Annotated in this window: 24 protein-coding genes; 14 read left to right on the top strand and 10 right to left on the bottom strand. The window is 72.4% G+C overall.

Annotated elements, in window-relative coordinates; genetic code table 11:
• Nucleotides 1-5 precede the first annotated feature (5 nt).
• From ABZ267_RS11960 to ABZ267_RS11950, 3 genes are all read right to left on the bottom strand, one after another.
• A complete protein-coding gene (locus tag ABZ267_RS11960; protein WP_356756711.1) occupies nucleotides 6-1,682 on the bottom strand; it encodes an ATP-binding cassette domain-containing protein in 1,677 nt (558 codons plus the stop codon).
• 310 nt (nucleotides 1,683-1,992) lie between these two features.
• A complete protein-coding gene (gene mptB / locus ABZ267_RS11955) occupies nucleotides 1,993-3,471 on the bottom strand; it encodes a polyprenol phosphomannose-dependent alpha 1,6 mannosyltransferase MptB (RefSeq protein ID WP_356756713.1) in 1,479 nt (492 codons plus the stop codon).
• Between the two features lie 57 nt (nucleotides 3,472-3,528).
• Nucleotides 3,529-3,798, bottom strand: a complete 270-nt coding sequence (locus tag ABZ267_RS11950) for a hypothetical protein (protein ID WP_356756714.1) — start codon at nucleotides 3,796-3,798, stop codon at nucleotides 3,529-3,531.
• A gap of 141 nt (nucleotides 3,799-3,939) precedes the next feature.
• Between ABZ267_RS11950 and ABZ267_RS11945 the strand changes: the two genes are divergently transcribed.
• From ABZ267_RS11945 to ABZ267_RS11925, 5 genes are all read left to right on the top strand, one after another.
• A complete protein-coding gene (locus tag ABZ267_RS11945; RefSeq protein WP_356756716.1) occupies nucleotides 3,940-4,767 on the top strand; it encodes a PP2C family protein-serine/threonine phosphatase in 828 nt (275 codons plus the stop codon).
• A 65-nt stretch (nucleotides 4,768-4,832) separates the two neighbouring features.
• Entirely contained in the window at nucleotides 4,833-5,828 is a 996-nt protein-coding gene (locus tag ABZ267_RS11940; RefSeq protein ID WP_356756720.1) for an MASE1 domain-containing protein, read from the top strand.
• A 336-nt stretch (nucleotides 5,829-6,164) separates the two neighbouring features.
• Nucleotides 6,165-6,359 carry an antitoxin gene (locus tag ABZ267_RS11935; RefSeq protein WP_356756718.1) on the top strand — a complete coding sequence of 65 codons (195 nt, stop codon included), beginning with the start codon at nucleotides 6,165-6,167 and terminating at the stop codon, nucleotides 6,357-6,359.
• Between the two features lie 235 nt (nucleotides 6,360-6,594).
• Nucleotides 6,595-8,208 carry a sigma-70 family RNA polymerase sigma factor gene (locus ABZ267_RS11930; RefSeq protein ID WP_356756594.1) on the top strand — a complete coding sequence of 538 codons (1,614 nt, stop codon included), beginning with the start codon at nucleotides 6,595-6,597 and terminating at the stop codon, nucleotides 8,206-8,208.
• 342 nt (nucleotides 8,209-8,550) lie between these two features.
• Nucleotides 8,551-10,332, top strand: coding sequence for an FUSC family protein (locus tag ABZ267_RS11925; protein ID WP_356756596.1), 1,782 nt, complete (start codon nucleotides 8,551-8,553; stop codon nucleotides 10,330-10,332).
• A 114-nt stretch (nucleotides 10,333-10,446) separates the two neighbouring features.
• Here the strand turns inward: ABZ267_RS11925 and ABZ267_RS11920 are convergent, their stop codons facing one another.
• Together ABZ267_RS11920 and ctaD are read right to left on the bottom strand one after the other, a co-directional pair.
• A complete protein-coding gene (locus ABZ267_RS11920; protein WP_356756592.1) occupies nucleotides 10,447-10,788 on the bottom strand; it encodes a hypothetical protein in 342 nt (113 codons plus the stop codon).
• Nucleotides 10,789-10,832: 44 nt separating this feature from the next.
• Nucleotides 10,833-12,563 (bottom strand): cytochrome c oxidase subunit I, encoded by a 1,731-nt coding sequence (gene ctaD / locus ABZ267_RS11915; protein WP_356756590.1) that lies wholly within the window; start codon nucleotides 12,561-12,563, stop codon nucleotides 10,833-10,835.
• Between the two features lie 118 nt (nucleotides 12,564-12,681).
• Between ctaD and ABZ267_RS11910 the strand changes: the two genes are divergently transcribed.
• Nucleotides 12,682-13,449: an NAD(P)-binding domain-containing protein gene (locus ABZ267_RS11910; RefSeq protein WP_356756588.1), complete on the top strand. Its 768-nt coding sequence runs from the start codon at nucleotides 12,682-12,684 to the stop codon at nucleotides 13,447-13,449.
• Between the two features lie 61 nt (nucleotides 13,450-13,510).
• Here the strand turns inward: ABZ267_RS11910 and ABZ267_RS11905 are convergent, their stop codons facing one another.
• The 3 genes from ABZ267_RS11905 to ABZ267_RS11895 are packed head-to-tail and all read right to left on the bottom strand — an operon-like array spanning nucleotide 13,511 to nucleotide 15,092.
• Complete coding sequence (locus ABZ267_RS11905) at nucleotides 13,511-13,861, bottom strand: Asp23/Gls24 family envelope stress response protein (RefSeq protein WP_356756586.1); 351 nt, start codon at nucleotides 13,859-13,861, stop codon at nucleotides 13,511-13,513.
• Nucleotides 13,861-14,535, bottom strand: a complete 675-nt coding sequence (locus ABZ267_RS11900; RefSeq protein WP_356756584.1) for a hypothetical protein — start codon at nucleotides 14,533-14,535, stop codon at nucleotides 13,861-13,863. The genes ABZ267_RS11905 and ABZ267_RS11900 overlap by 1 nt, the downstream gene beginning before the upstream one ends.
• Nucleotides 14,526-15,092, bottom strand: coding sequence for a sigma-70 family RNA polymerase sigma factor (locus ABZ267_RS11895; protein WP_356756582.1), 567 nt, complete (start codon nucleotides 15,090-15,092; stop codon nucleotides 14,526-14,528). The genes ABZ267_RS11900 and ABZ267_RS11895 overlap by 10 nt, the downstream gene beginning before the upstream one ends.
• Nucleotides 15,093-15,337: 245 nt before the next feature.
• Here ABZ267_RS11895 and ABZ267_RS11890 point away from each other — a divergent pair, with 245 nt between their 5' ends.
• From ABZ267_RS11890 to ABZ267_RS11860, 7 genes are all read left to right on the top strand, one after another.
• Nucleotides 15,338-15,862 carry an Asp23/Gls24 family envelope stress response protein gene (locus tag ABZ267_RS11890; RefSeq protein WP_356756581.1) on the top strand — a complete coding sequence of 175 codons (525 nt, stop codon included), beginning with the start codon at nucleotides 15,338-15,340 and terminating at the stop codon, nucleotides 15,860-15,862.
• Nucleotides 15,863-15,866: 4 nt separating this feature from the next.
• Nucleotides 15,867-16,094 (top strand): hypothetical protein, encoded by a 228-nt coding sequence (locus ABZ267_RS11885; RefSeq protein WP_356756579.1) that lies wholly within the window; start codon nucleotides 15,867-15,869, stop codon nucleotides 16,092-16,094.
• A complete protein-coding gene (locus tag ABZ267_RS11880) occupies nucleotides 16,091-17,122 on the top strand; it encodes a DUF6286 domain-containing protein (RefSeq protein ID WP_356756577.1) in 1,032 nt (343 codons plus the stop codon). Before ABZ267_RS11885 ends, ABZ267_RS11880 begins: the two co-directional genes overlap by 4 nt.
• Nucleotides 17,123-17,168: 46 nt before the next feature.
• Nucleotides 17,169-17,762, top strand: coding sequence for a hypothetical protein (locus ABZ267_RS11875; protein ID WP_356756575.1), 594 nt, complete (start codon nucleotides 17,169-17,171; stop codon nucleotides 17,760-17,762).
• Nucleotides 17,763-18,024: 262 nt separating this feature from the next.
• Complete coding sequence (locus tag ABZ267_RS11870; protein WP_356756573.1) at nucleotides 18,025-18,540, top strand: SRPBCC family protein; 516 nt, start codon at nucleotides 18,025-18,027, stop codon at nucleotides 18,538-18,540.
• A gap of 113 nt (nucleotides 18,541-18,653) precedes the next feature.
• Nucleotides 18,654-19,142, top strand: coding sequence for a hypothetical protein (locus ABZ267_RS11865; protein WP_356756571.1), 489 nt, complete (start codon nucleotides 18,654-18,656; stop codon nucleotides 19,140-19,142).
• A 74-nt stretch (nucleotides 19,143-19,216) separates the two neighbouring features.
• Entirely contained in the window at nucleotides 19,217-19,444 is a 228-nt protein-coding gene (locus ABZ267_RS11860) for a hypothetical protein (protein WP_356756569.1), read from the top strand.
• A 67-nt stretch (nucleotides 19,445-19,511) separates the two neighbouring features.
• On the opposite strand, the gene ABZ267_RS11855 is transcribed toward ABZ267_RS11860, so the two are convergent.
• Entirely contained in the window at nucleotides 19,512-20,609 is a 1,098-nt protein-coding gene (locus ABZ267_RS11855; protein WP_356756568.1) for an enoyl-CoA hydratase/isomerase family protein, read from the bottom strand.
• Nucleotides 20,610-20,857: 248 nt separating this feature from the next.
• Here ABZ267_RS11855 and ABZ267_RS11850 point away from each other — a divergent pair, with 248 nt between their 5' ends.
• Nucleotides 20,858-23,014, top strand: coding sequence for a SpoIIE family protein phosphatase (locus ABZ267_RS11850; protein WP_356756566.1), 2,157 nt, complete (start codon nucleotides 20,858-20,860; stop codon nucleotides 23,012-23,014).
• Nucleotides 23,015-23,141: 127 nt separating this feature from the next.
• Here the strand turns inward: ABZ267_RS11850 and ABZ267_RS11845 are convergent, their stop codons facing one another.
• On the bottom strand, nucleotides 23,142-23,726 hold the full coding sequence (locus ABZ267_RS11845) for an LAETG motif-containing sortase-dependent surface protein (RefSeq protein ID WP_356756564.1): 585 nt from the start codon (nucleotides 23,724-23,726) through the stop codon (nucleotides 23,142-23,144).
• Nucleotides 23,727-23,870: the final 144 nt, after the last annotated feature.

The raw sequence follows: 23,870 nt of genomic DNA, 5'->3' as shown, positions 1-23,870 counted from the left end.
GCGCCTCATGACCGGTCCGCCGCAGTGGACTCCGTGGCGCCGAAGAGCTCACGCACCTCCTCGGCGTCGGTCTCCCGCAGCTCGTCGTCCATCAGGATCCAGCGGGTGATCCCCACGGATTCCAGGAACGCCAGGTCGTGGCAGGCGATGACGAGGGCGCCTTCGAAGGCATCCAGAGCGCTCGTGAGCTGCCGCACGCTGGCCACGTCCAGGTTGTTGGTCGGCTCGTCCAGCAGGAGCAGCTGCGGGGCTGGAGCGGCGAGCATCGTCGCCGCGAGCGCGGCCCGGAAGCGTTCGCCGCCCGAGAGTGTTCCCGCCGGCTGTTCGGCCCGGGCGCCCTTGAAGAGGAACCGGGCGAGCTGGGAGCGGATCTGGTTGTCGGTCGTGCCCGGAGCCGTACGGGCGACGTTGTCGGCCACGCTCAGCGCGTCGTCGAGGACGTCCAGCCGCTGCGGAAGGAACTTCAGCGGCACCGAGGCGGTGGCCTCGCCCTCGCTCGGCGCGAGTTCACCGGTGATGGTGCGCAGGAACGTCGTCTTGCCCGCCCCGTTCCGGCCGACCAGAGCGATGCGTTCGGGGCCCTTCACCTGGAGACAGGCCGCGCGCAGCCGTCCGTAGGGCAGGGTCAGGTCCCGTACGGTCAGGACGGTGCGGCCGGCCGGTACGGCGGTGTGCGGCAGGCTCACCTTGATCTCGGCGTCGCGGCGGACGGCTTCGGCGGCCTCCTCCCGGCGCTCGCGGGCCTCGTCGAGCCGGTCCTCGTGCAGCCCGCGCAGCCGGTCGCCGGACTCCTGGGCCGAGCGCTTGCGCTCTCCCGCGACGATGCGCGGGGCCTTCCGCTGACCGTCCAGCTTCTTGTCGTGGCGCCGGCGGCGGGCCACCTTGGTCCGGGTCTCCTCCAGCTCGCGCTGCTGGCGCCGTACGTCGGCCTCGGCGGAGCGCAGCATCCGGCCCGCGGCCTCCTGCTGGGTGGCCAGGGCCTCCTGGTAGGCGGACCAGCCTCCTCCGTACCAGCTCACGGAGCCCGACCGCAGTTCCGCGATGCGGTCGACGCGCTCCAGCAGCTCCCGGTCGTGGCTGACGACGATCAGGATGCCGGTGCGCCAGGAGTCGACGGCGTCGTAGAGCCTGCGGCGGGCGAACAGGTCCAGGTTGTTGGTCGGCTCGTCGAGGAGCAGGACGTCGGCGCGCTCCAGGAGGAGCGCGGCAAGGCGCAGCAGGACGGTCTCGCCGCCGGAGAGCTGTCCGACGGTGCGGTCCAGTTCGACGGCGCCGAGTCCGAGGGAGCCGAGGGTGGCCAGGGCGCGTTCCTCGACGTCCCAGTCGTCGCCGACCGTCTCGAAGTGCTCCTCCCGTACGTCTCCGGACTCGATGGCGCGCAGGGCGGCCCGCCGCTCGGCGATGCCGAGGGCCGCGTCGACGCGCAGGTCGGTGTCCAAGGTGATGTTCTGCGGCAGGTAGGCGAGGTTTCCGCCCACGGTGACGGACCCTTCCGTGGGACGCAGATGTCCGGCGAGCAGACGCAGCAGGGTCGATTTGCCGGTGCCGTTGGTGCCGACGAGGCCGGTGCGGCCGCGCGGGACGGTGAGGGAGAGGCCGTCGAAGGGGCCGGTGCCGTCGGGCCACCGGAAGGTGACGTCGGAGAGGGCGACGGAGGCGCTGGGCGCGGTGGGATGGCTCATGGTGTGTTCTCGCAGTCGGAAGCGTGAGGGTCATGGGGGCTTCGTATGCGAACAGCACGCGGCGACCCGGCTCGTGGGCCGGAGAGTGGTGGGAGAACGGTCCTGCGCAGGTGAGGGACGGCTCAGCACCGAGGTCGCATCCACGCGGAGGTCACGGGCGGCAGACAAGCCGACAGCGTCGTGACCGGTGTACGGGCCAGGCCGTACCGCGTGATGATCGCGGACCTCAGATGCGCAACGTCCACCTCTATCGGCGACAACAGGACGTGATGAGCGTACCGGAGGCTCGCGCGAGGCGTCGAGGGACTATCTACACGGTGCCCTGCGGGGCCTCGGTGGTCAGCGGGGCCTCCACCGGGCCGCTGCGGGGTGCGGGCACGGGTGCGGTCTCCGGGAGGAACGGGGCCCGGCGTACGGCGACGGTGGCGAGGAGGGCGGCGATCGCGGCGAGAGCGAACCCGAAGGGCGGAGTGGCGCCCGTGGGATGGGTCTCGTAGACGAGCGCCGCCGACAGCACGATCAGGACCGTGGGAATCCGGCCGTACTGCTGGGTGGCGGCCACGACCACCAGCCCCCACAGGAGGTACCAGGGCTGCACCATCGGCGAGAGCGCGACCAGCACGAGCAGTCCCAGGCCCAGGGCGTGCACCGGTGGCAGGCGGCCGTTCATCGACCTCCATGCCAGGACGAAGATCAGGATGACCGCGGCGGCCAGGCCGAGGTTCTGCACGAGGGACTTCACCGGTTCCGGGTCGGTGCCCAGCAGCAGGCGGCCCAGCTCGCCCAGACCGAGGCCGACATCGCTGACGATGGAGAGCGCCGTGTGGATGTTGCCCGCGACGCCCTGGGTCCTGAGCCAGCCGAAGCCGGTGCCGCTGAACACCGTCGCCGATCCGGCGACGGCACTCGCGACGAGGCCGGGCGCGAGGAGCCCCTTCGCCCATCGCCGTAGCTGCGGTCCGGTCGCCGACGCGTGCACCATCACACCGATGAACAGCAGCGACACGGCGGCCGGGGACTTGACCATCATCGCGAGGCCGACCAGCGCGCTGCCGGCCACCCAGCGGCCGCGCAGCGCGAGCGCGAGACCGGCCAGCATGAGGCCGATCATCAGTCCGTCGTTGTGCATGCCCGCGACGACGTGCATCAGCAGCAGCGGGTTGAGCGCACCCAGCCACAGGGCGCGGCTCTCGCTCCTGCCGTGGTCCCGGGCCAGTCGGCGCAGCGCCCAGACGATGAGGACGAGTGAGGCGAGCGCGATGAGCCGCATCGCCAGGACGGCGGGGACGATCGTGCCGCCGGTCGTCTTGGCGACGGCGGCGGAGAGCAGGAGGAAGAGCGGTCCGTACGGTGCCGGAGTGTCGCGCCAGTGGTTGCCGACGCTCGCCGCCGCGTCGCCGCCGATTCCGGCCGGATCGAGGCTGGAGGGGCCGAGTGTGTAGACGTCGAGGCCCTCGACGACCATGGCGCCCTGCGCGATGTAGCTGTAGACGTCGGCACTGTAGAGCGGAGGCGTGAGCAGGAACGGCGCGGTCCACCAGGCGAGGGTGGTGAGCGTCTCGCGGACGGAGGAGGCCGTTCTGCCGTACTGCCACCAGGCGACGACGAGCACGGTGAGTCCGGCGTAGGCGAGGACCGCCGCGGCCGTGGTCACGGCGGAAGCGTGGCCGACCCAGAGACCCCAGGGGTCGTGGGCCGGCAGCTTTCCGGAGATCCAGCCGCCGACAGCGGTCGCCGAAGCGGCCGCCGCACCCAGCCGACGGTATCCGACAGCACTCAAAGCCCACATGACCGCAGAACCTATCGGACGATGGGCAGCTCCCTCTCCCCTGGTCCGCCGCAGTTCTCAGCGCACGTCGCCGCGCCAGTCCCACTGGTGGCCGTCGAGTGAACGGGGCGCGTACTCCGCGCGGCCGCCCGGTCCGTAGGCGCCTATCTCGGTGACCAGTCCGACGCCTTCGCGCAGGGCCGTGTCGCTCCAGCCGGTGACGTCCAGGAGCAGCCCGTCGAGCGGGCCGCCGACCAGCTCCCGGTAGTCGTGGCCCGGCCTCGGGCCGGGGTGCGGATCGTCGTGGTCGGTGCCGTACACCCGTCGCTGCCTCATCAGCTCGTCCATGCAGGCAGCATCCCACCGGCCACTGACAACGGCCCGGCGTGCGGGGCCATCCGGCCACCGTCGTACGCCGGTCGTCGGCGAAGTCGCCGCCGCGAGGAGGGCACCATATGATTCAGGGACTCACGCACCGCGGAGCAGCCAATGAACCGGCGTCGGACTCCCCGCTCGGTAAGCGCCGAGGATCTGCTCACCTCGTTGCAGAGCCTCACCGCCCGCGCTCGGCGGGAGGTGGAATTCCACCAGGCCAGAGTGGAACTCGCGCAGGCCCTTCAGCGCGACATGCTTCCGGCGACCCTTCCCGAGCTCCCCGGCCTCCAGTCCGCCGCGCGGTACGCGCCCGCACGTGACGGGCTGGACATCGGCGGTGACTGGTACGACGGGTTCGCGCTGGCGGACGGTGCTCTGGGGTTCGCGATCGGCGACGTCCAGGGGCACGACGTGGAGGCGGCCGCCTTCATGGGCCAGGTGCGGATCGCGATGCGGGCGATCGCGGGGACGGTCTCCGACCCGGGTGAGGTCATGGGCCGGACCAACGACCTGCTGCTGTCGGTGGACTCCGGTCTCTTCGCGACCTGTACGTTCCTGCGGCTGGACCCGCACACCTGGGAGCTGCACAGCGCGCGGGCCGGGCATGTGGCGAGCGTGTGGGCGACGGCGGACGGGCGGTCGGGCGTCACGGAGGATCCGGGAGGCCTGCCGCTGGGCATCCAGACGGGCGAGAGGTATCCCGTCACCCGGCGGACCCTGGACGCGGACGGCACGATCGTGCTGCTCACCGACGGGGTCGTCGAGGGCCCGTCGCTGGTGATCGAGGAGGGTCTCGACCGGGTACGGCGGCTGGTCGCCGCGCATGCCGGGGCGAGTGCGGACGCGCTGGCCGACGGGGTCCTCGGGGCGGCGGAGCTGACGGGTCACGAGGACGACGCGGCGGTGCTCGTCCTGCGGCACGCTCCGGCCCGGGCGCGCTGACGCCGAGGCTGCGGGGCGCGTGTCACCGGCTGCCTCCTCCGCGCGGTCGGTGTCTGATGAGTGCTGTGATCCGCAGCAAGGAAGCCAGACGTCGGGCCGTGTACGTGGCGCAGATCCTGGGCGTGACCGGTGCCTACTACCTGTCGGGCCGGCTCGGGCTGACGCGGCAGGTCGTGGTGGACGGGGCCGTGGTCACGCCGCTGTGGCCGCCCACCGGGATCTCGCTGGCCGCGCTGCTGTACCTCGGCGCCCGGATCTGGCCGGGCATCGCTCTGGGCGCGCTCTTCACGGTCACCGCCATCGGTGACGCGTTCACCGTGTCCCGTCTCGGCATCGTCCTCGGCAACACGCTCGCGCCGCTGGCCGCCTACGCGCTGCTGCGCAGGGTGGGCTTCCGCAGCGAACTGGCCCGGCTGCGGGACGGGGTCTGCCTGGTCTTCCTCGGCGCGTTCGCCGGAATGCTGATCAGCGCCACCGTCGGCAGTGTGACGCTGATGCTCGACGACAAGGTGCCGCCGGGGCGGTTCTGGCTGGTCTGGTCGTCCTGGTGGGCCGGGGACGCGATGGGGGTCCTCGTGGTCACTCCCGTGCTGCTGGTGCTGAGCCGGGCGCGGTGGCCCCGGCTCTCCGACCGGTGGCCGGAGGCGTGTCTGCTCGCGGTCGTGGTGGTCGTGGCGGGGCTCGTCTCCACGCGGAGCTCGCTCTCCATGATCTACCTGGTCTTTCCGGTGATCATCTGGGCGGCGCTCCGCTTCCAGCTGCCCGGCAGCGCGCCGTGCGCCCTGGTGGTGTCGGTGCTGGCGATCACCGCAGGTACGGATGGTCTGGGCCCGTTCGCGGGCCATTCGCTCATGGAGATCATGGCCAACCTCACCGTGCTCAACGGATGCGTGGCGCTCACGGCGCTGCTGCTCGGGGCGATCGTGGCCGAGCACCAGAACATCCGCCGTGAGACGGAGCACGCGGTCGTGGAGCTGGAGGCGCTGGTGGAACAGCTCGCGCCACTACCGGGACCGCCTGCGGCACGGTACGGCGACGAGCCGCCGCACTCCGGCCGGTGACGGGCCGAGGCGACACGCGCCGCTGACGGGCCGACGCGACGGCGGGCGGTGGCTTCGCGAACCCGCCACGCGGACCCGTCAGTAGGGCAGCGGGCGCCCTGAAGGAGTTCGCAGGTCGAGCGGGGGCGGCCCGGACGGGGGCGGGGGTCGACGGACAACGATGCGGATGCGGCCCATGGCCACCACCTCCTCCAGGTGACCGGTATCTGCCCAGTCGGCTCGGGTTCACACTTCGCGTCCACCGTGCGGACGCCTCGCCGACCGCGCTGGGATGCGAGCCGGGCCGGGTGCGGTGACCCTTGACGGGTGGGGGGCGCCGAGCTAGGAGGATCAGGCATGTCCGCACTGGACAAGATCAAGAAGATGCTCAAGGGCCATGAGGACCAGGCCGGCAAGGGCATCGACAAGGCCGGAGACACGGTCGACGACCGGACCAAGGGCAAGTACAGCGGCCAGGTCGACGGCGCGCAGGACAGGCTCAGGCAGCGGTTCGGTACGGAGCGCGACCAGGACGGACCGCCGCGCACCTGAACCGTCACCGGTGACCGGCCGGCCCTGTCCGCGCACACCCGGTCCGTGCCACGGGACGCGACCCGTGGCACGGACCGGGTGTGCGCCTGTCGGGCGTTCCGGGGTGCGGGAGGGGCCGCAGGGGCCGCCGCAAGAATTCCGGGATGCTTATCCGATTCTTGTTATCGTCCGGCCCGCACCGCATCTCCCGAGTGTGGGAAGTGACAGCACCGGACCCCGGAAGAGTGAGCACAGCATGGGCAAGGATCACGGGACGGCCTTGATCGCGGCGGCGCGGAACGGCGACCAGGAGGCCAAGGACCGGCTCGTCGCGTCGTACCTGCCGTTGCTGTACAACGTCGTCGGCCGGGCGTTGAACGGGCACGCGGACGTGGACGACGTGGTCCAGGAGACGGTGCTGCGCATGCTGCGCAGCCTGCCCGAGCTACGCGATCCGGAGAGATTCCGTTCCTGGCTGGTGGCGATCGCCATGAACGAGATACGCCGGCACTGGCGCGAAGGCCAGTCGGGTGCGATCTCCGCCGGCCGGCTGGACGACACGTTCGACCTGGCCGATCCGCGCGCCGACTTCGTCGAGCTGACCATTCTCCGGCTCGGGCTGACCGGCCAGCGGCGCCAGGTGGCCGAGGCGACGCGGTGGCTGGACGAGGACGACCGCGCGCTGCTGTCGCTCTGGTGGCTGGAGACGGCGGGCCAGCTGTCCCGGGCCGAGGTCGCCGCCGCCATGGAGCTCACCCCGCAGCACACCGCCGTACGGGTGCAGCGGATGAAGGCGCAGCTGGAGGCGGCCCGGGTCGTGGTGGGCGCGCTGGCCGCCGACCCGCCGTGCGTGCTGCTGGAGGACATCCTCGCCGGCTGGGACGGCATCCCGTCGGCCCTGTGGCGCAAGCGGCTGGCCCGCCACGCCCGCGACTGCACCGTCTGCTCGGGCCACGGCTCGGGGCTCGTACCGGCGGAGGGGCTGCTGGTCGGTCTCGCGCTGGTCCCGGTGGCCGGGGCGGCGGGAGGGGCGGTGGCGCCGGAGCTGCTGACGACGGCCGCACACCTCTCGGTGCCTTCCACGGTCGGCGCCGGACGCGCCGAGCGCAGGCGCGGTCAGGTACGGCGGCGGCGCCGCAACTCGGCCATCGCCGCCGTCATCGCCGTCGCCGCGCTCGGGACCGGTGGCGCGGCCGTGCACCTGTACACCGACGAGGAGGACCGGGACGCGACGACGCTGAGCACCGGGGTCCCGTCCGAGAGCGCGACCTTCCCCACCTCCACCGCCGTCCCGTTCTCCACCTCGACGACGGCGTCGCCGTCCGCCAGGGCCTCGTCCGCCACTCCCTCGGCCAGCGCCTCGCCGTCGGCGAGCCGGTCGGCCAAGCCGAAGCCCAAGCCCTCACCGACGAGGAGCACCCGGCCGCCCGCGCCGAGCACGGCCGCCCCGGCCCCCAAGCCCCCGCCGCCGCCCGCGCCCGCTCCTCCGGCCTCGGAGGACGGCGAGGTCCTCCAGATCGTCAACGCCGAGCGAGCGAAGGAGGGTTGCGGGCCGGTGACCTCCAACGATCTGCTGGCGACGGCGGCGCATCGGCACTCCGCCGACATGGCGGCCCAGGACTACTTCTCCCACACCTCGCTGGACGGCCGCGACCCGGGCGACCGGATCACCGCGGCCGGATACCGGTGGAGCACCTACGGCGAGAACATCGCCAAGGGCCAGCGGACTCCGGCCGATGTGATGGAGTCGTGGATGAACAGCCCGGGCCACCGCGCGAACATTCTGAACTGCTCGTTCAAGGAGATGGGCGTCGGAAAGGTGGACTCCGGCGGAGGTCCTGTGTGGACACAGAAGTTCGGGACGCAGTGAGGACCACCGAGTGGTGCGGATCACGGTGAGGATGACGCGGTGCCCTTTTACGAGCCAACGGTGGCCTTTACGGTCACGCGGTGGCCTCAGGGTCACGCGGTGATCTTTCACTTGGTGGAAACGCGGATGAAGTACCGCCTCCACCTCGGTGATCCACACTGGTAGCAGCGCCCAGGCCGATGGTGTCCCCCGGCGGATCCCCCTCCCCCTGTGGACTGGAGCCCGGTGGTGTCACCCGTTATCCCTTTCGCGCAGCGGCCGCTGCCGCTCTGGCTCGGCCATGTGCTGCGGACCCAGCGCGGACCTGTCCACGGTGGTGCGGTGGTGCGCGGGGCGCTCGCCATGCTGCCGCTGCTCGTCGCGGTGCTCGCCGACCGGCCGACTGCGGGTGTTCCGGCGGCGCTGGGGGCGATGTTCGCCGGGATCAACGACCGTCCTGGCGGTCGCCGCTCGTCCGTCTCGCGAGTGGGGGTCCCGGCGCTCGCGGGTGCCGCCGGGCTGCTGATCGGCTCGCTGCTGCCGGCGGTGGGGCCGGCGGTGGGGCCGGCGGAGGCCGCGATGTTCGTGCTGCCGGTGCTGCTCGGTGTGCTGGGAGTGGTCGCGGGGGCGCTCAGCTCGACGGGGCCCGTCGCCTCGGCGTGCGGTACGCAGCTGCTGGTCGCGGCGGTGGTCGGGGCGGGCATGCCGCTGCCGGAGTCCGGTGGGGAGCGGGCGCTGCTGTTCCTGGCGGGTGCGGGGTGGGCGCTGTTCCTGCGGCTGGTGCTGCCGTCGCGGCGGCGGACCGCCGGAGGCCCTTACCGGTACGACGGTGAGCGCGAGGCGGTGGCGTCGGTGTACGCGGCGGTGGCCGAGCTGCTGCGCGCGGCGGGCGGTACGCGGGCTCCGGCCCGGCGGGCAGCGCTGACAGCCGCACTCGACCAGGCGCAGGACGCGCTCTCCGGGCCCCGGCTGCGGCGGTACGCGAGCTCGGCGGCCGAGCGCCGGTTGCACGCGCAGTACACGGCGGCGCTGCCGCTGGCCGAGGCGGCAACGGCGCTGGCCTGGTCCGGTGAGCCGCTGCCCGGCCGGGTCGCGGAGGGGCCGCCGCGGCTGGCGCGCGCGGTGCGTACGGGGAGTTCCTGCGGGCCGCTGCCCGCGCCGGTACGGTCCGGTGCGGGGCTCCGCGCGCTGGACGACGCCTTGCTCGCGGCCGCGGAGGCGTTCGACCGCCGCGCCGGCCAGTCGCTGCGGACCGCGCGCCGGCGGCCGGGACTCGTTCCGCTGCTGCGCCGGGCCTTCGGGCCGGCGGGGCGGGAGTACGGGTTCCGGGTGGCGTTGTGCTGCGGGGTCAGTGCGGCGGTGGCGCTCGACCTGGACCACGAGCACTGGTACTGGATGCCCGCCACGGCGGTGTTCCTGGTGAAGCCGGATCTCGGGCCGCTCGTCTCCCGCGTGCTGAGCCGGGCCGCCGGGACGGTGGTGGGAGCCGCCGTCTTCGCCGGGTTCTTCGCGCTGGTGGCGGGGGTGTCGGCGGCGGGAGTGTCGGTGGCCGGTCCGCTGGTGGCCGTCGCGGCCGTCGCCGTGTGCGGGACGCTGATCCCCGTCGCCACCCGGCACTTCGCCGCCCAGACGGCGGTCGTCACGGTGCTGGTCCTCTCTCTCGTCCTGCTGGCGGGTGAGCCGCAGGCCGCGTGGGGCCGGGTCGTGGAGTCGCTGACGGCCTGCGCGATCGTGCTGCTGGCGGGACATCTGCCGCTGCCCGGGCAGCGCGGCCACCGGGTGCGGGACGCGGTGGACACGGCGGTGGCGGCGGCGCACCGGTATCTCCGCCACGTACTGGTCCATCCTCAGGACGGCCCGGAGCGCGGGGCGCTGCGCCGCGACGCCTACCGCTCGCTCGCTGTCGCGCGGGCCGCGCTGGACCTCTCGGCGGCCGAACTCCCGCCGGTCGCGGGGCGCACGGCCGCGTTCGAGGAGGTGGCCGGCGCCCTGGAGCGTCTCGTGGACACGACGACGGCCTGCGCGGTCCACCTCCACGACCCGGACGCCGCGCTGCCCCCGTCGCACGCCGAACGGATCGCGGCGCAGCTGGCCGATCTGGACGCGGCGCACCGCGCGTCCGCGCGTTCCGGCGTGCTGGTCTGACGGGCCGTCCGGTGGTGCGCTGCGGAGGACGCCTGGACCACCGGGCAGCGGGCGGCAACCGGCGCGTCCGGGATCCGGGCGGCCGCTGCCGGGCCGCACCGGATCCCGGACGACTCAGCGCAGCAGCAGGGTCAACGACGTCCCGACGCAGGTGACCGCGCCCACCGCCACGACCGAGAAGGCGACGCAGCGGGCCCGGAGCCGCTCGTAGCGTGCGGTGTACTCGCCGCGCAGTTCGGTCGCGCGGTCGCGGACGCGGGTGAGCGATTCACGGGAAACGGCGACCCGGTCGGTGAGGTAGACGCGTTCCACGTCTTCACGCTGGGCGGTGGTGAGCCAGGGCAGTTCGTCGGTGAAGCGGCGTGCCTGCGCTCGCGCCCTGTCGAGTTCGGCGTTCCACAGCAGGTAGCCCTCCAGCTGGGCCAGGCCGCGGGCACTGTCCTTGTCGGGGTTCACACGTCCTCCTCTCGTCGGGCTCTCCGGTTCGGGGCGGGCCACGGTCACTCCTGCTTGTCCCCCGGTGCGACGGTGGCGGAGGTGTCGGGCCGGTTGGCGGTCTCTTCGATCGCCCGCAACGACGGGTGGTGCAGGTCGAACGCCGGGGATTCGGAGCGGATCCGCGGCAGGGTGACGAAGTTGTGGCGCGGCGGCGGGCAGGAGGTCGCCCACTCCAGCGAACGGCCGTAGCCCCACGGGTCGTCCTCGTAAATCTTCCTGCCGTACTTGGCGGTCTTCCAGATGTTGTAGAAGAACGGCAGGATGGAGAGGCCGAGCACGAAGGAGGAAATGGTGGACACGGTGTTGAGCGCGGTGAATCCGTCCGCCGCGAGATAGTCCGCGTAACGGCGTGGCATTCCTTCGGCACCGAGCCAGTGCTGCACGAGGAACGTTCCGTGGAAACCGATGAAGAGCGTCCAGAACGTGACCTTGCCGAGCCGCTCGTCCAGCATTTTGCCGGTGAACTTCGGCCACCAGAAGTGGAATCCGGCGAACATCGCGAAGACCACGGTGCCGAAGACCACGTAATGGAAGTGCGCGACGACGAAGTACGAGTCCGAGACGTGGAAGTCCATCGGCGGCGAGGCGAGAACGATTCCGGTCAGACCGCCGAACAGGAAGGTGACCAGGAATCCGACCGCCCAGAGCATCGGGGTCTCCATGGAGATCGACCCCTTCCACATCGTGCCGATCCAGTTGAAGAACTTCACACCGGTCGGCACCGCGATGAGGAAGGTCATGAAGGAGAAGAACGGCAACAGCACGCCGCCCGTCACATACATATGGTGCGCCCAGACCGTCGCGGAGAGTCCGGCGATGGCGATGGTGGCGGCGACCAGACCGATGTAGCCGAAGACCGGTTTGCGGCTGAAGACCGGGAAGATCTCGGTGACGATTCCGAAGAACGGCAGGGCGATGATGTACACCTCCGGGTGGCCGAAGAACCAGAAGAGGTGTTGCCACAGGAGCGCACCGCCGTTGGCCGGATCGAAGATGTGGGCACCGAACTTGCGGTCCGCCTCCAGGGCCAGCAGGGCGGCGGCCAGGACCGGGAAGGCGAGCAGGACCAGGACACCGGTCAGCAGGACGTTCCAGGTGAAGATCGGCATGCGGAACATGGTCATGCCGGGAGCGCGCATGCAGATGATCGTGGTGATGAAGTTGACCGAGCCGAGGATCGTGCCGAAGCCGGAGAAGGCCAGACCCATGATCCACATGTCGGCGCCGGCACCCGGCGAGCGGACGGCGTCGTTCAGCGGCGCGTAGGCGAACCAGCCGAAGTCGGCGGCTCCTTGCGGCGTGAGGAAGCCGGCCACCGCGATGAGCGAGCCGAAGAGGTACAGCCAGTACGAGAACATGTTCAGCCGCGGGAACGCCACATCGGGTGCGCCGATCTGCAGCGGCATGATCCAGTTGGCGAATCCGACGAAGAGCGGCGTCGCGAACATCAGCAGCATGATCGTGCCGTGCATCGTGAACGCTTGATTAAATTGCTCGTTCGAGATCAGCTGGGTTCCGGGCCGCGCCAGTTCGGCGCGCATCACCAGGGCCAGCAGTCCTCCGACGCAGAAGAAGGCGAAGGAGGTGGTGAGATAGAGCGTGCCGATCGTCTTGTGGTCCGTGGTGGTCATCCACTTGATGACGACGTTGCCCGGCTCCTTGCGCCGTACCGGTAGTTCGTCCTCTTCCGCGGCACCGGTCTCCACCGGTTGCGAGATGCCCCTCGTCGTCACTGCGACGCTCCTTCGGTCAACGGCCCGTATGGACTCGGCGACCAGGATGGACCCGCGGTGATCGGTCCGGTGGGACATCCTTCCCCGTCCCGTGCGAGCGCCCGGCAAGGACACTCAAATGGCCCACAACGAACTGCACCGGCCCGGAATAGCTCACCGGACAGCGGAGTTGGTGAAGCGGCAGAACCACTTCTGTCCACTCAGCAGGTACCGGAAGGTCGGATCCATGAAGATCGGCATCATCGGCGCGGGCAACATCGGCGGAAATCTCACCAGGCGGCTGACCGCGCTCGGACATGACGTGTCGGTCGCCAACTCCCGCGGCCCCGAGACCCTGGCCGCCTTGGCCGAGGAGACCGGAGCCACGCCCGTGGCCGCGTCCGACGCGGCGCGGGACGCCCGTATCGTCGTCGTGACCGTCCCGCTCAAGGCCGTACCCGATCTGCCCGCCGGGTTCCTGGACGGAGCGGCGGAGGGCGTCACGGTGATCGACACCGGCAACTACTACCCGCAGCAGCGCGACGGGCGGATCGCCGCCATCGAGGACGGGCTGCCGGAGAGCCGGTGGACCGAGCAGCAGATCGGCCACCCCGTGATCAAGGCGTTCAACGGGACGTACGCGCAGGACATCCTGGACCGCGGCCGTCCGCAGGGCAGCCCCGGCCGACAGGCGCTGCCGGTGGCCGGCGACGACCCGGCGGCCAAGCAGGCCGTACGCGACCTCATCGACGAGCTCGGCTTCGACACGGTCGACGCCGGCGGCCTGGACGAGTCGTGGCGTCAGCAGCCGGGGACGCCGGTGTACGGCAACCAGGGCGACGCGGACGCCATCGTGAAGGCGCTGGCGGAGGCGTCGCCGGAGCGCACGGCGGAGTGGCGCGCCTGACTTGTGAGGGGGCGTGGCTGCCCGGGAAACGCAATCGGGCAGCCACGCCAGGGCCCGCCGCTCAGACCACCCCCGTCACCGTCACCGTCACGGTCACCGGGGCGGCCGCAGGCTCGGCGCGGACCGCCGCCAGCGTCGCGGCGTGCACGGCCCGGGTGACGTCGAGGGCGCGGTGGCCGCGGTGCAGGACGAGGCGGATGTCGATGTGCCAGGAACCGGCGGCCTCGTCCCGGCTCACCCGCACTCCTTGCGTCCGCGCACCGGTCGGCGTGGCGAGGCGCGGGGCCCGGTCGGCCACCCGCGTCCGCAGCAGATCGACGACGCCGGGGCGCAGGAAGGCGACGCCGGTGACCTCCTGAGCGGCCCCGGCCGCCGCTTCGGCGAGCCGGTCCCGGAGTGTGTCGGCGGTCATCACGCTGCTCCTCCGCTGCCGTAGCCCTGATCGTCGTCACCGATGCTGTCGTCATCCTCGTCGTCCAGGATGTCCACGACCAGGACGTCCGCCGCACCGAGGCGGATGCCGATGTCCTGGTCGGCGACCGTGCCGATCCGTGCGCGTACGACGTCGGCCACGTCCGGCAGTGACCGGTCCAGGCTCGCCGCTACCTCGACACGTACACGGACCGGGCCCGTCGGGTCGGCCGGGTCGAGCGGAACGATCCGGCAGCTCCCGGCACGTACGCCCGGCAGCGCGTCGACCGCCGCCCGCAGCAGACGTGCGGCCGCCGCCTCGACGATCCAGTGGTCCTCCTCCGGTTCTCCGAGCGGAAGCGGACGGCCGGGACGCAGTTCGAGCCGTACGAGGTCCATCACACGGGCGGTGATCGCTGCGCCGGCCGCCTCGGACACGCCTGGCTCCTCGGCGCAGGTACGGCGTACGGCATCGCCCAGGCCGGTGAGTTCGGCCAGGGCCGTCGAGCAGTGCGGGCACGTGAGGAGGTGCGGGTCGTCGGCTGTCCGGCCGGCGTCCCAGGCGTCCCAGACACCGCTCAGCAGGCGCCCGCAGGCGAGCCGCTCCTGCTCGTCGTACCGAGTCTCTTCCGGCCGGGTCTCTTCCGGCCGGTCGGGGTTGGCGCTCATCGCCATGCGCTCATCGCCTCCGTCAGGTAGCGGCGGGCCCGGAAGACCCGGCCGCGGACCGCCTGCAGACTGATTCCGACCGTGTCCGCGATGCTCTCGTACGGCAGCCCCTGCATCTCGCGGAGCACCCAGCAGACACGTTGTTCGGGCGACAGGCCCGCCATCGCCGCGGCCAGCGCGTCGGCCGCGGCCCGTGACTCGACGGCGCGGGCCGGAGACGCCTGGTGCTCCGGTGCGGCCTGTTCGGGGACCGAGTCGAGGTCCGCCGCCGGTCTGCGGGACCGGAGCCGGTTGAGGCAGCGGTTGGTGACGATGCGGTGCATCCAGGTGGGGAAGGAGGCGTCCCGGCGGAACTCGGGAAGTTTGCGCCAGGCGCTGACGAAGGCGTCCTGGACGGCGTCCTCCGCATCCGCCCGGTCTCCCAGGAGCCGCAGTGCGAGTCGCAACATGGCGGGACTATGCCGCCGCACCAGCGCCTCGAACGCCTCCTCGTCGCCTTCTCCGGCCCGGACGACCAGCAGCGCCTCGTCGGCCCGGACGCCTTCCGGCGCCCGTTCCGTCATCTGATTCCCGTTGCCGGGCACGGACCAGCCCCTCCCTCAGTCGGTTCCACGACACCCTCTCGGTCTGCTCGCTTCTTCCCGTTGGACACCTGGAACGGCAGAACGACACGCACCGGTGTGCTTCGGACCGCGCCGCCCGGTCGGGATCGGCGGAAAGATTCCGGGAACTCGCGTGACGAATCGGCGGACCGCGTGTCCAACGAGATGTCAGGCGTTACGAGTCGAGCGATACGCGAGGAGTTTCCATGACCACCACCGAGACAGCCGCAGCCGTTCCCGCCGCAGGTACCGGACCGGGCTCGGGCGGACCGAAGCAGAGCGCCGGAGTCGGCGGTACGACGACCGTGGGACGCGGAGCCACCGGCGCTTCCGAGCCCGCGGCGACGCGAGGCCGTACCTCGATCGCGGACACCGTCGTCGTGAAGATCGCGGGGATGGCGGCCCGGGAGATCCCGGGCGTGTACGACATGGGCGGCGGGCTCTCGCGCACGCTCGGCGCGGTGCGCGACCGGGTGCCGGGCGGCCGGCCGAACGTCGGACGGGGCGTCAAGGTCGAGGTGGGCGAGCGTCAGACGGCCATCGATCTGGACCTCGTCGTCGAGTACGGCGTCCCGATCACCGATGTGGCCCGTGACGTGCGCGAGAACGTCATCGCGGCGGTCGAGCGGACGACGGGCCTGGAGGTCGTCGAGGTCAACGTGACCGTCAACGACGTGCACCTGCCCGAGGACGACGACGAGGCCGCCGTCACCGAGACCCGCGTGGCGTGATCGCGTGACACGGAGGGTGGACGGATCCGGTCCGGTGGACGGTGTGCCGGGCCGGGGCACGGTCGGAGCGGCGGCGGGCATGGCGTTGGGGTTCGCGGGCTGGTTCGGCGGGTTCGGTGCGTTCCTCGTGGTCGCCGCGCTCGGCGCGCTGGGCTGGCTGGCCGGTCACCTCGTGGACCGGGGTACCGGGCTGCGGGAGTTCCTCGACTCGCTGGTCGGGAGGCGGCCGTGACGGTTCCCGCCGCTGGGCGCGGTACGACGACGGTGGCCCCGCGGGCGGTCCGGCGGATCGCCGAACGGGCCGCCGCCGAGGCGCTGCCCGACGGCGGGTCGGTGGTCCGGGGCTCGGCCGACGTGCGCGGGACCTCGGCGCGGATCGCGGTCGGTGTGCGGCTGCCGTATCCGGTGCGGGCCGACGAGGCCGCGCGGCGGGTCCGGGAGCGGGCGGAGTCCCGGACGGCGGCCTTGACGGGTCTGGCGGTGCCGCGCGCCGAGGTCCGCGTCGACGCGCTGTCGGTCGGTGCCGCTCCGGCGGCTGCGGAGGCCGGTGGCGCGGAGCCTGGATCGGATATCGCTGCTGGCCGCCGCGGTGGCCGGATCCGGGCGCAACGGCGTGTTCCGGCGGCGGTTCTGGCGACCGTGGGAGCGGTGGCGTGCGGACTGCTGCTGGTCGACGTGGTCGCGGTCCGCTTCGGCGAAGCTCCTGCCGCTTGGCGTACGGCGCTGCTGGGCTGGGCGGCGACCCATGGCCCGGCGGACTCCGCGGTACGGATCGGCGGAACGGTCGCGGCGGCCACGGGCGCCTGGCTCCTGGCGTGCGCGCTCCTGCCGGGGCTGCGGCGACGGCTGCGGATGGCGACGCCCGCCCCGGAGGTACGGGCCGCGCTCGATCGTACGGCGGCGGCCCGGACTCTCCGGGAGCGGGCTCTCGGTGTCCCTGGGGTCGTCAGCGCGCGGGTGCGCGTGGGTCGTCGGCGGGCGAGGGTGCGGGCGACGGTGGGGTACGGCGACCTGAAGGAGGTACGCGCGGAGGCCGTACGGGTGCTGGGCGCGGGCCTGCTGGAGTTGGGCCTGGCCCGTCCGCCGGCCTTGCGGGTAGGTGTGCGGCGCGAGGCGGGCTGGCAGGCGCCGGAGCCGGAGGGGCCGGAGGCGGGTGCGTCCGGGGATCGGGACGGTGCGCCGGACGGCGTTGGGGACGAGCCTCGGAACAAGCACCGGGACAGGCCTCGGGGCGAGCTTCCGGCCGGCGGAGAGGCGTGAGCGGCATGGACGGCGTGACGGATGACGGTCTGAGGATGTGGCGAGCGTGTCGGTGATCGGGCGTGGCGCGGTGAACCGGGTGCTGCTCGGGACGGTCGGCCTCGTCCTGCTGGGCGGCGGGGCTCTGCTGGCCGTCGGGGACGGTTCGGGGCTGGGCCAGGTGGGGCGTGAGGTACCGGGCTGGTGGTCCGAACGTGCGGCCGAAGGCGTGCTGCTGGACCGCGACGGCCTGGCCCGGATGCGGGAGAACGGCTGGTGGACTCCTGCCGTGATCGTGGCGCTCGTCCTCGTACTGGCGCTGTCCGTCCGATGGTTGGCGGCGCAGGTGTCGGCGTCCGGGCCCCGGTGGGTGAGCCTGCGGAGCACCGGGCTGACGCTGCGGCGGCGGGCGTGGGAGCGGGCGATGACCTCGCAGGCGGCTGCGGTCGACGGTGTGGCGCGAGCCCGCGTACGCCTGGCGGGCCGACCGCTGCGGGCTGCGGTGACGCTGGTGGTCGAGCCGGAGGCACGGCCGGCGGAGGTGGTGCGCCGGGTCGCCGCCGGCGTGGTGGCGGACGCGCGTCGCTGCGCGGGCGTACGCGCTCTGCCGACCGACGTACGGGTGAGAGTCGCGAACCGTCGGGAGCGACGCACACGCTGACCAGCGGTACGGGCGACCGTACCGCCCGGTACTTAATGCCACCAGCGGCCGTACCGCCCGTTCTGCGGGGCCACAGGTCGGCATCACGCCCAGCACACAGGACCACACGCCGCCGTGGCCCCCGATACGCCGGACCGCTCGCCCACTCCCCCACCCAACCCACCACCTACTCGCGAGTAAGGTATGGCCCCGGGACGCGGCGCCACGGTCCGTCCGCATCCCGCGTACGGCCCGACGACGACCGTGGACAAGGAGCCGCTCCATGCCCCGCACCATGTCCGTGGCGGACAGCATCGTCATCGACGCCCCTCCGGCACACGTGTACGAGCAGCTCAGCGACCCCACCGCGATGGGCCGTTGGAGCCCCGAGAACCGCGGGGCGACCGTACGCGGAGAGCGGCGGAGCGCGTACGTCGGGATGGTCTTCGAGGGCCGGAACAAGCGCGGCGGCGTGAGCTGGACGACCCGGTGCACCGTGACGGCGGCCGATCCGGGCGAGCGCTTCGCCTTCCGGGTCCACGCCATCGGCGTCCGGCGGCCGCGCCTGCCCGGGCCCATCGCGACCTGGGAGTACCGCTTCGAAGCGGTGGACGGCGGGACCCGGGTGACCGAGACCTGGACCGACGACCGGCGCTCCTGGCCGGACTTCCTGGCCAACGGCTTCGATCGGATCGCGACGAGGGGTAGGACCTTCGCGCAGTTCCAGCGCGGCAACATCCGCACCACCCTCGAACGCCTCAAGGCCGCCGTGGAGGAGGACCTCCGAGGAGCCGCCTGAGCCTGCCGTGCCGCCCGGCACCGCCCGGTCCGCGCGACGGGCGGTGTCAGTGCCCCGGTGCACACTGGATCACATACGCGGGGTCCGGACTCGGGGCACGTAGGGGGAGACGTATGGGCAGCGCGGAGGACGCCGGGTTCGAGCCCGCGACCGGGGACGGGCCGCCGCTCACCGTCAGCGCGGAGGCGCGCGCCGCTTCGGTGCGGACCGCCTTCGACGGTCTGCTGCAGATCCGCCGTCTGACCGGTGGCGGGCATGCCGATCATCCGGAGGCCGTGCCGGCGCCGTGGGAGCTTCACCGGCCGGTGCGAGCCGTCGCGTTGGCCCTGGAGAGTTCCGGAGCCACTCCGTCCGCCGTCGACGCGGCGGGGCAGCGGGTGTCGGCCGGATACCGGGTGCGTACGGGCGAGTCGGCCGGGTCGGTACGGGTCGACTGGGCCGGACCGCCGGGCAGCGGTGCCGCGCACCACGAGGAGGAGGCGCTGGCCGAGTGCGCCGAAGTGCTGCGCAGGCTCGGCTGGACCGTGCTGCTCTACCGGGGCCCTCGCAGGCGGCGGTATCTGGAGGTTGAGCCACCGGCAGGAGTTCCCGGAGTGCGGTAGCGGGCGCGGAGAGGCGTTGTCAGACCCATGGGAGATGCTTGACGGTCCGACACCTTCGACCAGGAGAAGCTGAGATGGACAAAGACGAGCTCGCCGCGGCGCAGGCGTATGTCCGCCTGCTGGAGGCCACCCGGGCCGCGCTCTCGGACCCGGAAGAGGCACCCCTGTACCTGCCGTTGCTCACCTCGCCGATGCGCGAGGCCGACCGCGCCCTGCGCGGGGCCGGGCTGGCGGGGAACGAGGACCGGCTGTTCGCGCTGGTACGGGAGTTGCAGCCGAGCCTCTCCGGCAGCGACAGGTAAGCGAGAGGGAGCCAGGAGGCAGGCCGGAGGAGAGCGCCGACCGGGAGTTCGGTCTCAGGGCGTCCCGTCAGGGGTGGCGCCCGGGGGCGAGACCGAGCTCCCGCTCGTCCGGTCCGAAGGCGGCGAAGAAGCGGGCCACCGCGGCGTCATCCACCTCGGCGAGGGTGGCCGGTTTCCACTGCGGGCTGCCGTCCTTGTCGATGATCCGGGCGCGGACGCCCTCCACGAAGTCGGGCTCTTCTCGGATCCGGGCGGAGACACGGAACTCCTGGTCGAGGACGGCTTCCAGGCTGTCGAGCCGGGCGGCCCGGCGGACGGCGGCGAGGGTGACCTTGAGCGCCAAGGGCGACCTACCGGCGAGTTCTTCCGCCGCCGCCAGCTCCTCGTCCGCCGTCGCGCCGGTTGTAGCCGGAGCAGAGCCGGCCCGGAGCCGTCGGACGATCTCCTCGACGGTGTCCGCCGCGTAGCAGGCGTCGATCCAGTCGCGCTGCGCGGCGAGCTCACCGGCGGGCGGCTCCTCGGCGAACGCCTGCACCGTCCGTGCCACCTCGTCGGCGCTCGCCGCCGTGGCCAGGGCCTCGGTGAGCTCCGGCAGGCGCCGCGACGGTACGTAGTGGTCGGCGAGCCCGCCCAGCAGGGCGTCGGCCGGTCCGACGGGGCGGCCGGTGAGCGCCAGGTGGGTGCCCAGCTCGCCGGGGGCGGCGGCCAGCAGGTGGGTACCGCCGACATCGGGGACGAAGCCGATGCCGGTCTCGGGCATGGCCACACGCGAGCGCTCCGTGACGAGCCGGAGTGAGCCATGGGCCGAGACACCGACTCCGCCGCCCATCACGATGCCGTCCATCAGAGCCACGTACGGCTTGGACAACCGCGCGATGCGGGCGTTCAGGCGGTACTCGTCGCGCCAGAAGTCCAGCGACTCACGGCCTCCGGCGCGGGTGTCGTCGTGGAGGGCCCGGATGTCGCCGCCCGCGCACAGGCCGCGGTCGCCCGCTCCGGCGAGGACGACCGAGGTGACCGTCTCGTCCCGTTCGGCGTCGGCGAGCGCCTCGTCCAGGAGCCGCACCATGGTGTGGGTGAGGGCGTTGATGGCGCGGGGCCGGTTCAGGGTGATGTGCAGGGAGCGCCCTCGGGTCTCCAGCAGGACGGGCCGGTCGTCGATCATGTGTGCACTCCGCTCACTGGGCACGGTGGAGACCTGGGGCCGTCCATCACCGCCGGACGGTCCGTTCCTGCCATTCTGCGACCCTTGGGCAGCTCTCCGGACAGCGGGTCGGCCGGGAGATCCGGCACGTGGTCCGGGCGGGAACTCCGGTGGTGCTCCGCTGTGGCACTCCGGTGGAAGCGGCTCGACAATTGAGGCCTACGGGGCGCGTCGCCGCGCGCCCCGCCGGACGACCTCCGGAGCATGCATTGACCGACCACGAACGGCGGCAGGACACCGAAGCCGCTCCGCTCCGCCGGATCGACCGGAGAGCCAACGGTGAGATCGGGCCGACGGAGCGCCTCGCCATGAACCGGACCGGCAGCTTCGACTGGGACCTCGATGCCCGGACCCTGGACATCGACGACGCGGGGCTCGCGGTCTTCGGCGTGGATCCGGCGACCTTCGACTCCCGTCCCGGTGCGCTGGTGGAGCGGCTGGAGCCGGCGGAACGGGCCCGCCTGGACGTCACGATCGACGAGGCCATCACCGGCGGCAGCAACTCCTACAACGTCCACTTCCGGGTTCCGCTGGACGACGGGACGACCCAGTGGACCCATGTGCAGGCCCGCATCCTCCGGTCGAAGGACGGGAAGGCCCACCGGATCGTAGGGGTCGTCCGCGATGCGACGGCGGAGGTCACCCATTCGGCCTTCGTCCTCGATCTGGAAAAGCGCCGGCAGCGGCAGACCGACATCGTCGAGCGCACCACCAGCGCGATGTCACGCGCGGTGACCGTGGACGATGTGACGGCCGCGCTCACCGGTCCGGGCGGTCTTGCGCGACTCGGGGCGGACGGGCTGGCCCTGGGGCTGGTGGAGAACTCCGCGCTGAACATCGTGGCACTGAGCGGCGAGTCGCTGGAGGCGCTCGACGGGTTCGGCTCCGGGGACCTGGAACGCAACCTTCCGCTGGCCGACGCGATCCGCAGCGGGCGGCCGCGGTTCATCACGTCGCTTGCGGCGCTGGCGCGGCGGTACCCGGTGCTGGAGCCCCACCTGGGCAAGCTCAGGTTCCGGGCCGCGGCCTATCTGCCACTCGTCGCCCAGGCCAGGTCGCTCGGCGGGCTCGCCCTGTTCTACCGGGAGCGCACGGTCTTCAACGCCGACGAGCGGATCCTGTGCCTCGGTCTCGCGGCCATCGTGGCACAGTCGCTCCAGCGGGCGATGCTCTTCGACGAGGAACGGGAGTTCGCCACTCAGCTCCAGTCCGCGATGCTCCCGCCTCGCATACAGGACATCGAGGGCGGCGAGATCGCGGTGCGCTACCACGCCGCCTGGAGCGGACGGCAGGTCGGTGGCGACTGGTACGACGTGATCGCCCTGCCCAAGAACCGTTACGGGCTCGTCGTCGGAGACGTCCAGGGCCACGACACCCACGCCGCCGCGATCATGGGCCAGCTGCGCATCGCCTTGCGCGCGTACGCCGCCGAGGGGCATCCGCCGGCGACCGTGCTGGCGCGGGCCTCGCGCTTCCTCTCCGAACTGGACACCGACCGCTTCGCGACCTGCACCTACGCCCAGGTCGACCTGGCGACGGGAGCGGCGCGGGTGGTCCGGGCCGGGCACCTCGGGCCGCTGATCCGCCATACCGACGGCCGGGTCGGCACACCGCAGGTGCGCGGCGGTCTGCCGCTGGGCATCTCCACGGAGTTCCAGGACGAGGAGTACCCGGAGACCCGGCTCGACCTGGTGCCCGGAGAGACGTTCGTGCTGTACACGGACGGTCTGGTGGAGGAGCCGGGCGCCGACCTGGACACAGGCGTGGACGCACTGCGCAACGAGGTGAGCGCGGGGCCCGCAGGGGCCGAGGCACTGGCCGACCATCTCTCGGACCGGCTCTGGGAGCGCTGGGGGTCGGGGGACGACGTTGCGCTCCTGGTCCTGCGGCGCAGCCCCGATGTCGGGTCCTCGCACGCGCCGCGGCTGCACCAGTACATCCATCAGGCGGACCCGGAAGGGCTGTCGGACGCCCGGGCCATCGTGCGCCAGGCGCTCGCCGACTGGGACATGGCCGAGTTCGCCGATGACGCCGAACTGGTCACCGGTGAGCTGCTGGTGAACGTCCTGTTGCACACGGAGGGCGGGGCCGTCCTGACCCTGGAGGTCCTGCCCGATCCGGTGCGGCGGATCCGGCTCTCGGTGCAGGACCGGTCGAGTGCCTGGCCCCGGCGGCGTACGCCTGGAGAGACCTCGACGTCGGGCCGGGGGCTGCTCCTTCTCGACGCGGTCGCCACCCGCTGGGGCATCGAACCCCGTGGCGAGGGCAAGGCCGTCTGGTGCGAGATCGGTCCCGCTCCCCCGCCCGCCACCGCGCCGCTACCGGCCGCCACCGTCGAGCAGGTTCCACCCGCCGGACAGCGATGAGGGGCGTGCCGCATCGCTGAAGATGATGCGGCACGCCCCTCGACCGGCGGCTCCGGCACCTCGGGCGGACCGTCGCCGCTCACCGCCTCGGAGGGCAGGAGCGACGCCGAACGCTCAGGCGTCAGCTCTAGGCGGTACGCCGCTTACGGACGGCCCACAGGATCCCGCCACCGGCGAGCAGCACCGCGAGAGCGGCGCCACCGATGACCGGCGTGGTGGAGGACGAACCGGTCTCGGCCAGCGGCGGCGAGCTCTCGCTCGGGGCGGGCACGGCCGGCTCGGTCGGCGTCGGCTCCTCAGGAGTCGGCTCCGCCGGCGTGGGCTCGGTCGGCGGCGTGGGGTTCTCCTCCCCCTCGCACACCTCAGCCGTCTTCTCGTCTTCGAACGAGTGCTGGCCGCCCTTGCTGCCGTCCTTGACGACCAGTCGCACGGTCAGCTGCTCGGAGTGCTCGGGAAGCGTGAACTTCTTGCTGAACTCCTTGCCGAACGTCTCGGTGGGCAGCAGCTCCTTGCCGTCCACCGTGACGGTCACCGTGTTGGGAACGTTCGGCGTGTAGTACTTGAGGCCGATGGTCACCTCATCGCAGGTCACGGCCCAGGTGGAGGTGTGAGCCGCAGCCGGACCGGCGGAGATGACGCCTCCGGTCAGACCGACGACCGCAGCGGCCACGAGTGCTCCCGCGCCACGCCACGATCTCCTGGGTATGGTCATGGATACGTCCTCCAGCTGAATCTCATCGCCCGGATGGCGGTGGGGCGCACAGTACTGCCATCACCCCGGGAGGACGCACCTGCCCCGTGCGTCACCCGCCGGACGAACTCCAGGCATACCTCCGCCACTTCAGACAAGGTGGAC

Origin of the sequence: Streptomyces sp. NPDC006174 (assembly GCF_040614075.1) — a bacterium.
In the GTDB taxonomy this organism is placed as follows: domain Bacteria; phylum Actinomycetota; class Actinomycetes; order Streptomycetales; family Streptomycetaceae; genus Streptomyces.
Note: the sequence above shows the minus strand (reverse complement) of the source record. Positions and strands in the feature narration are given on the sequence as shown.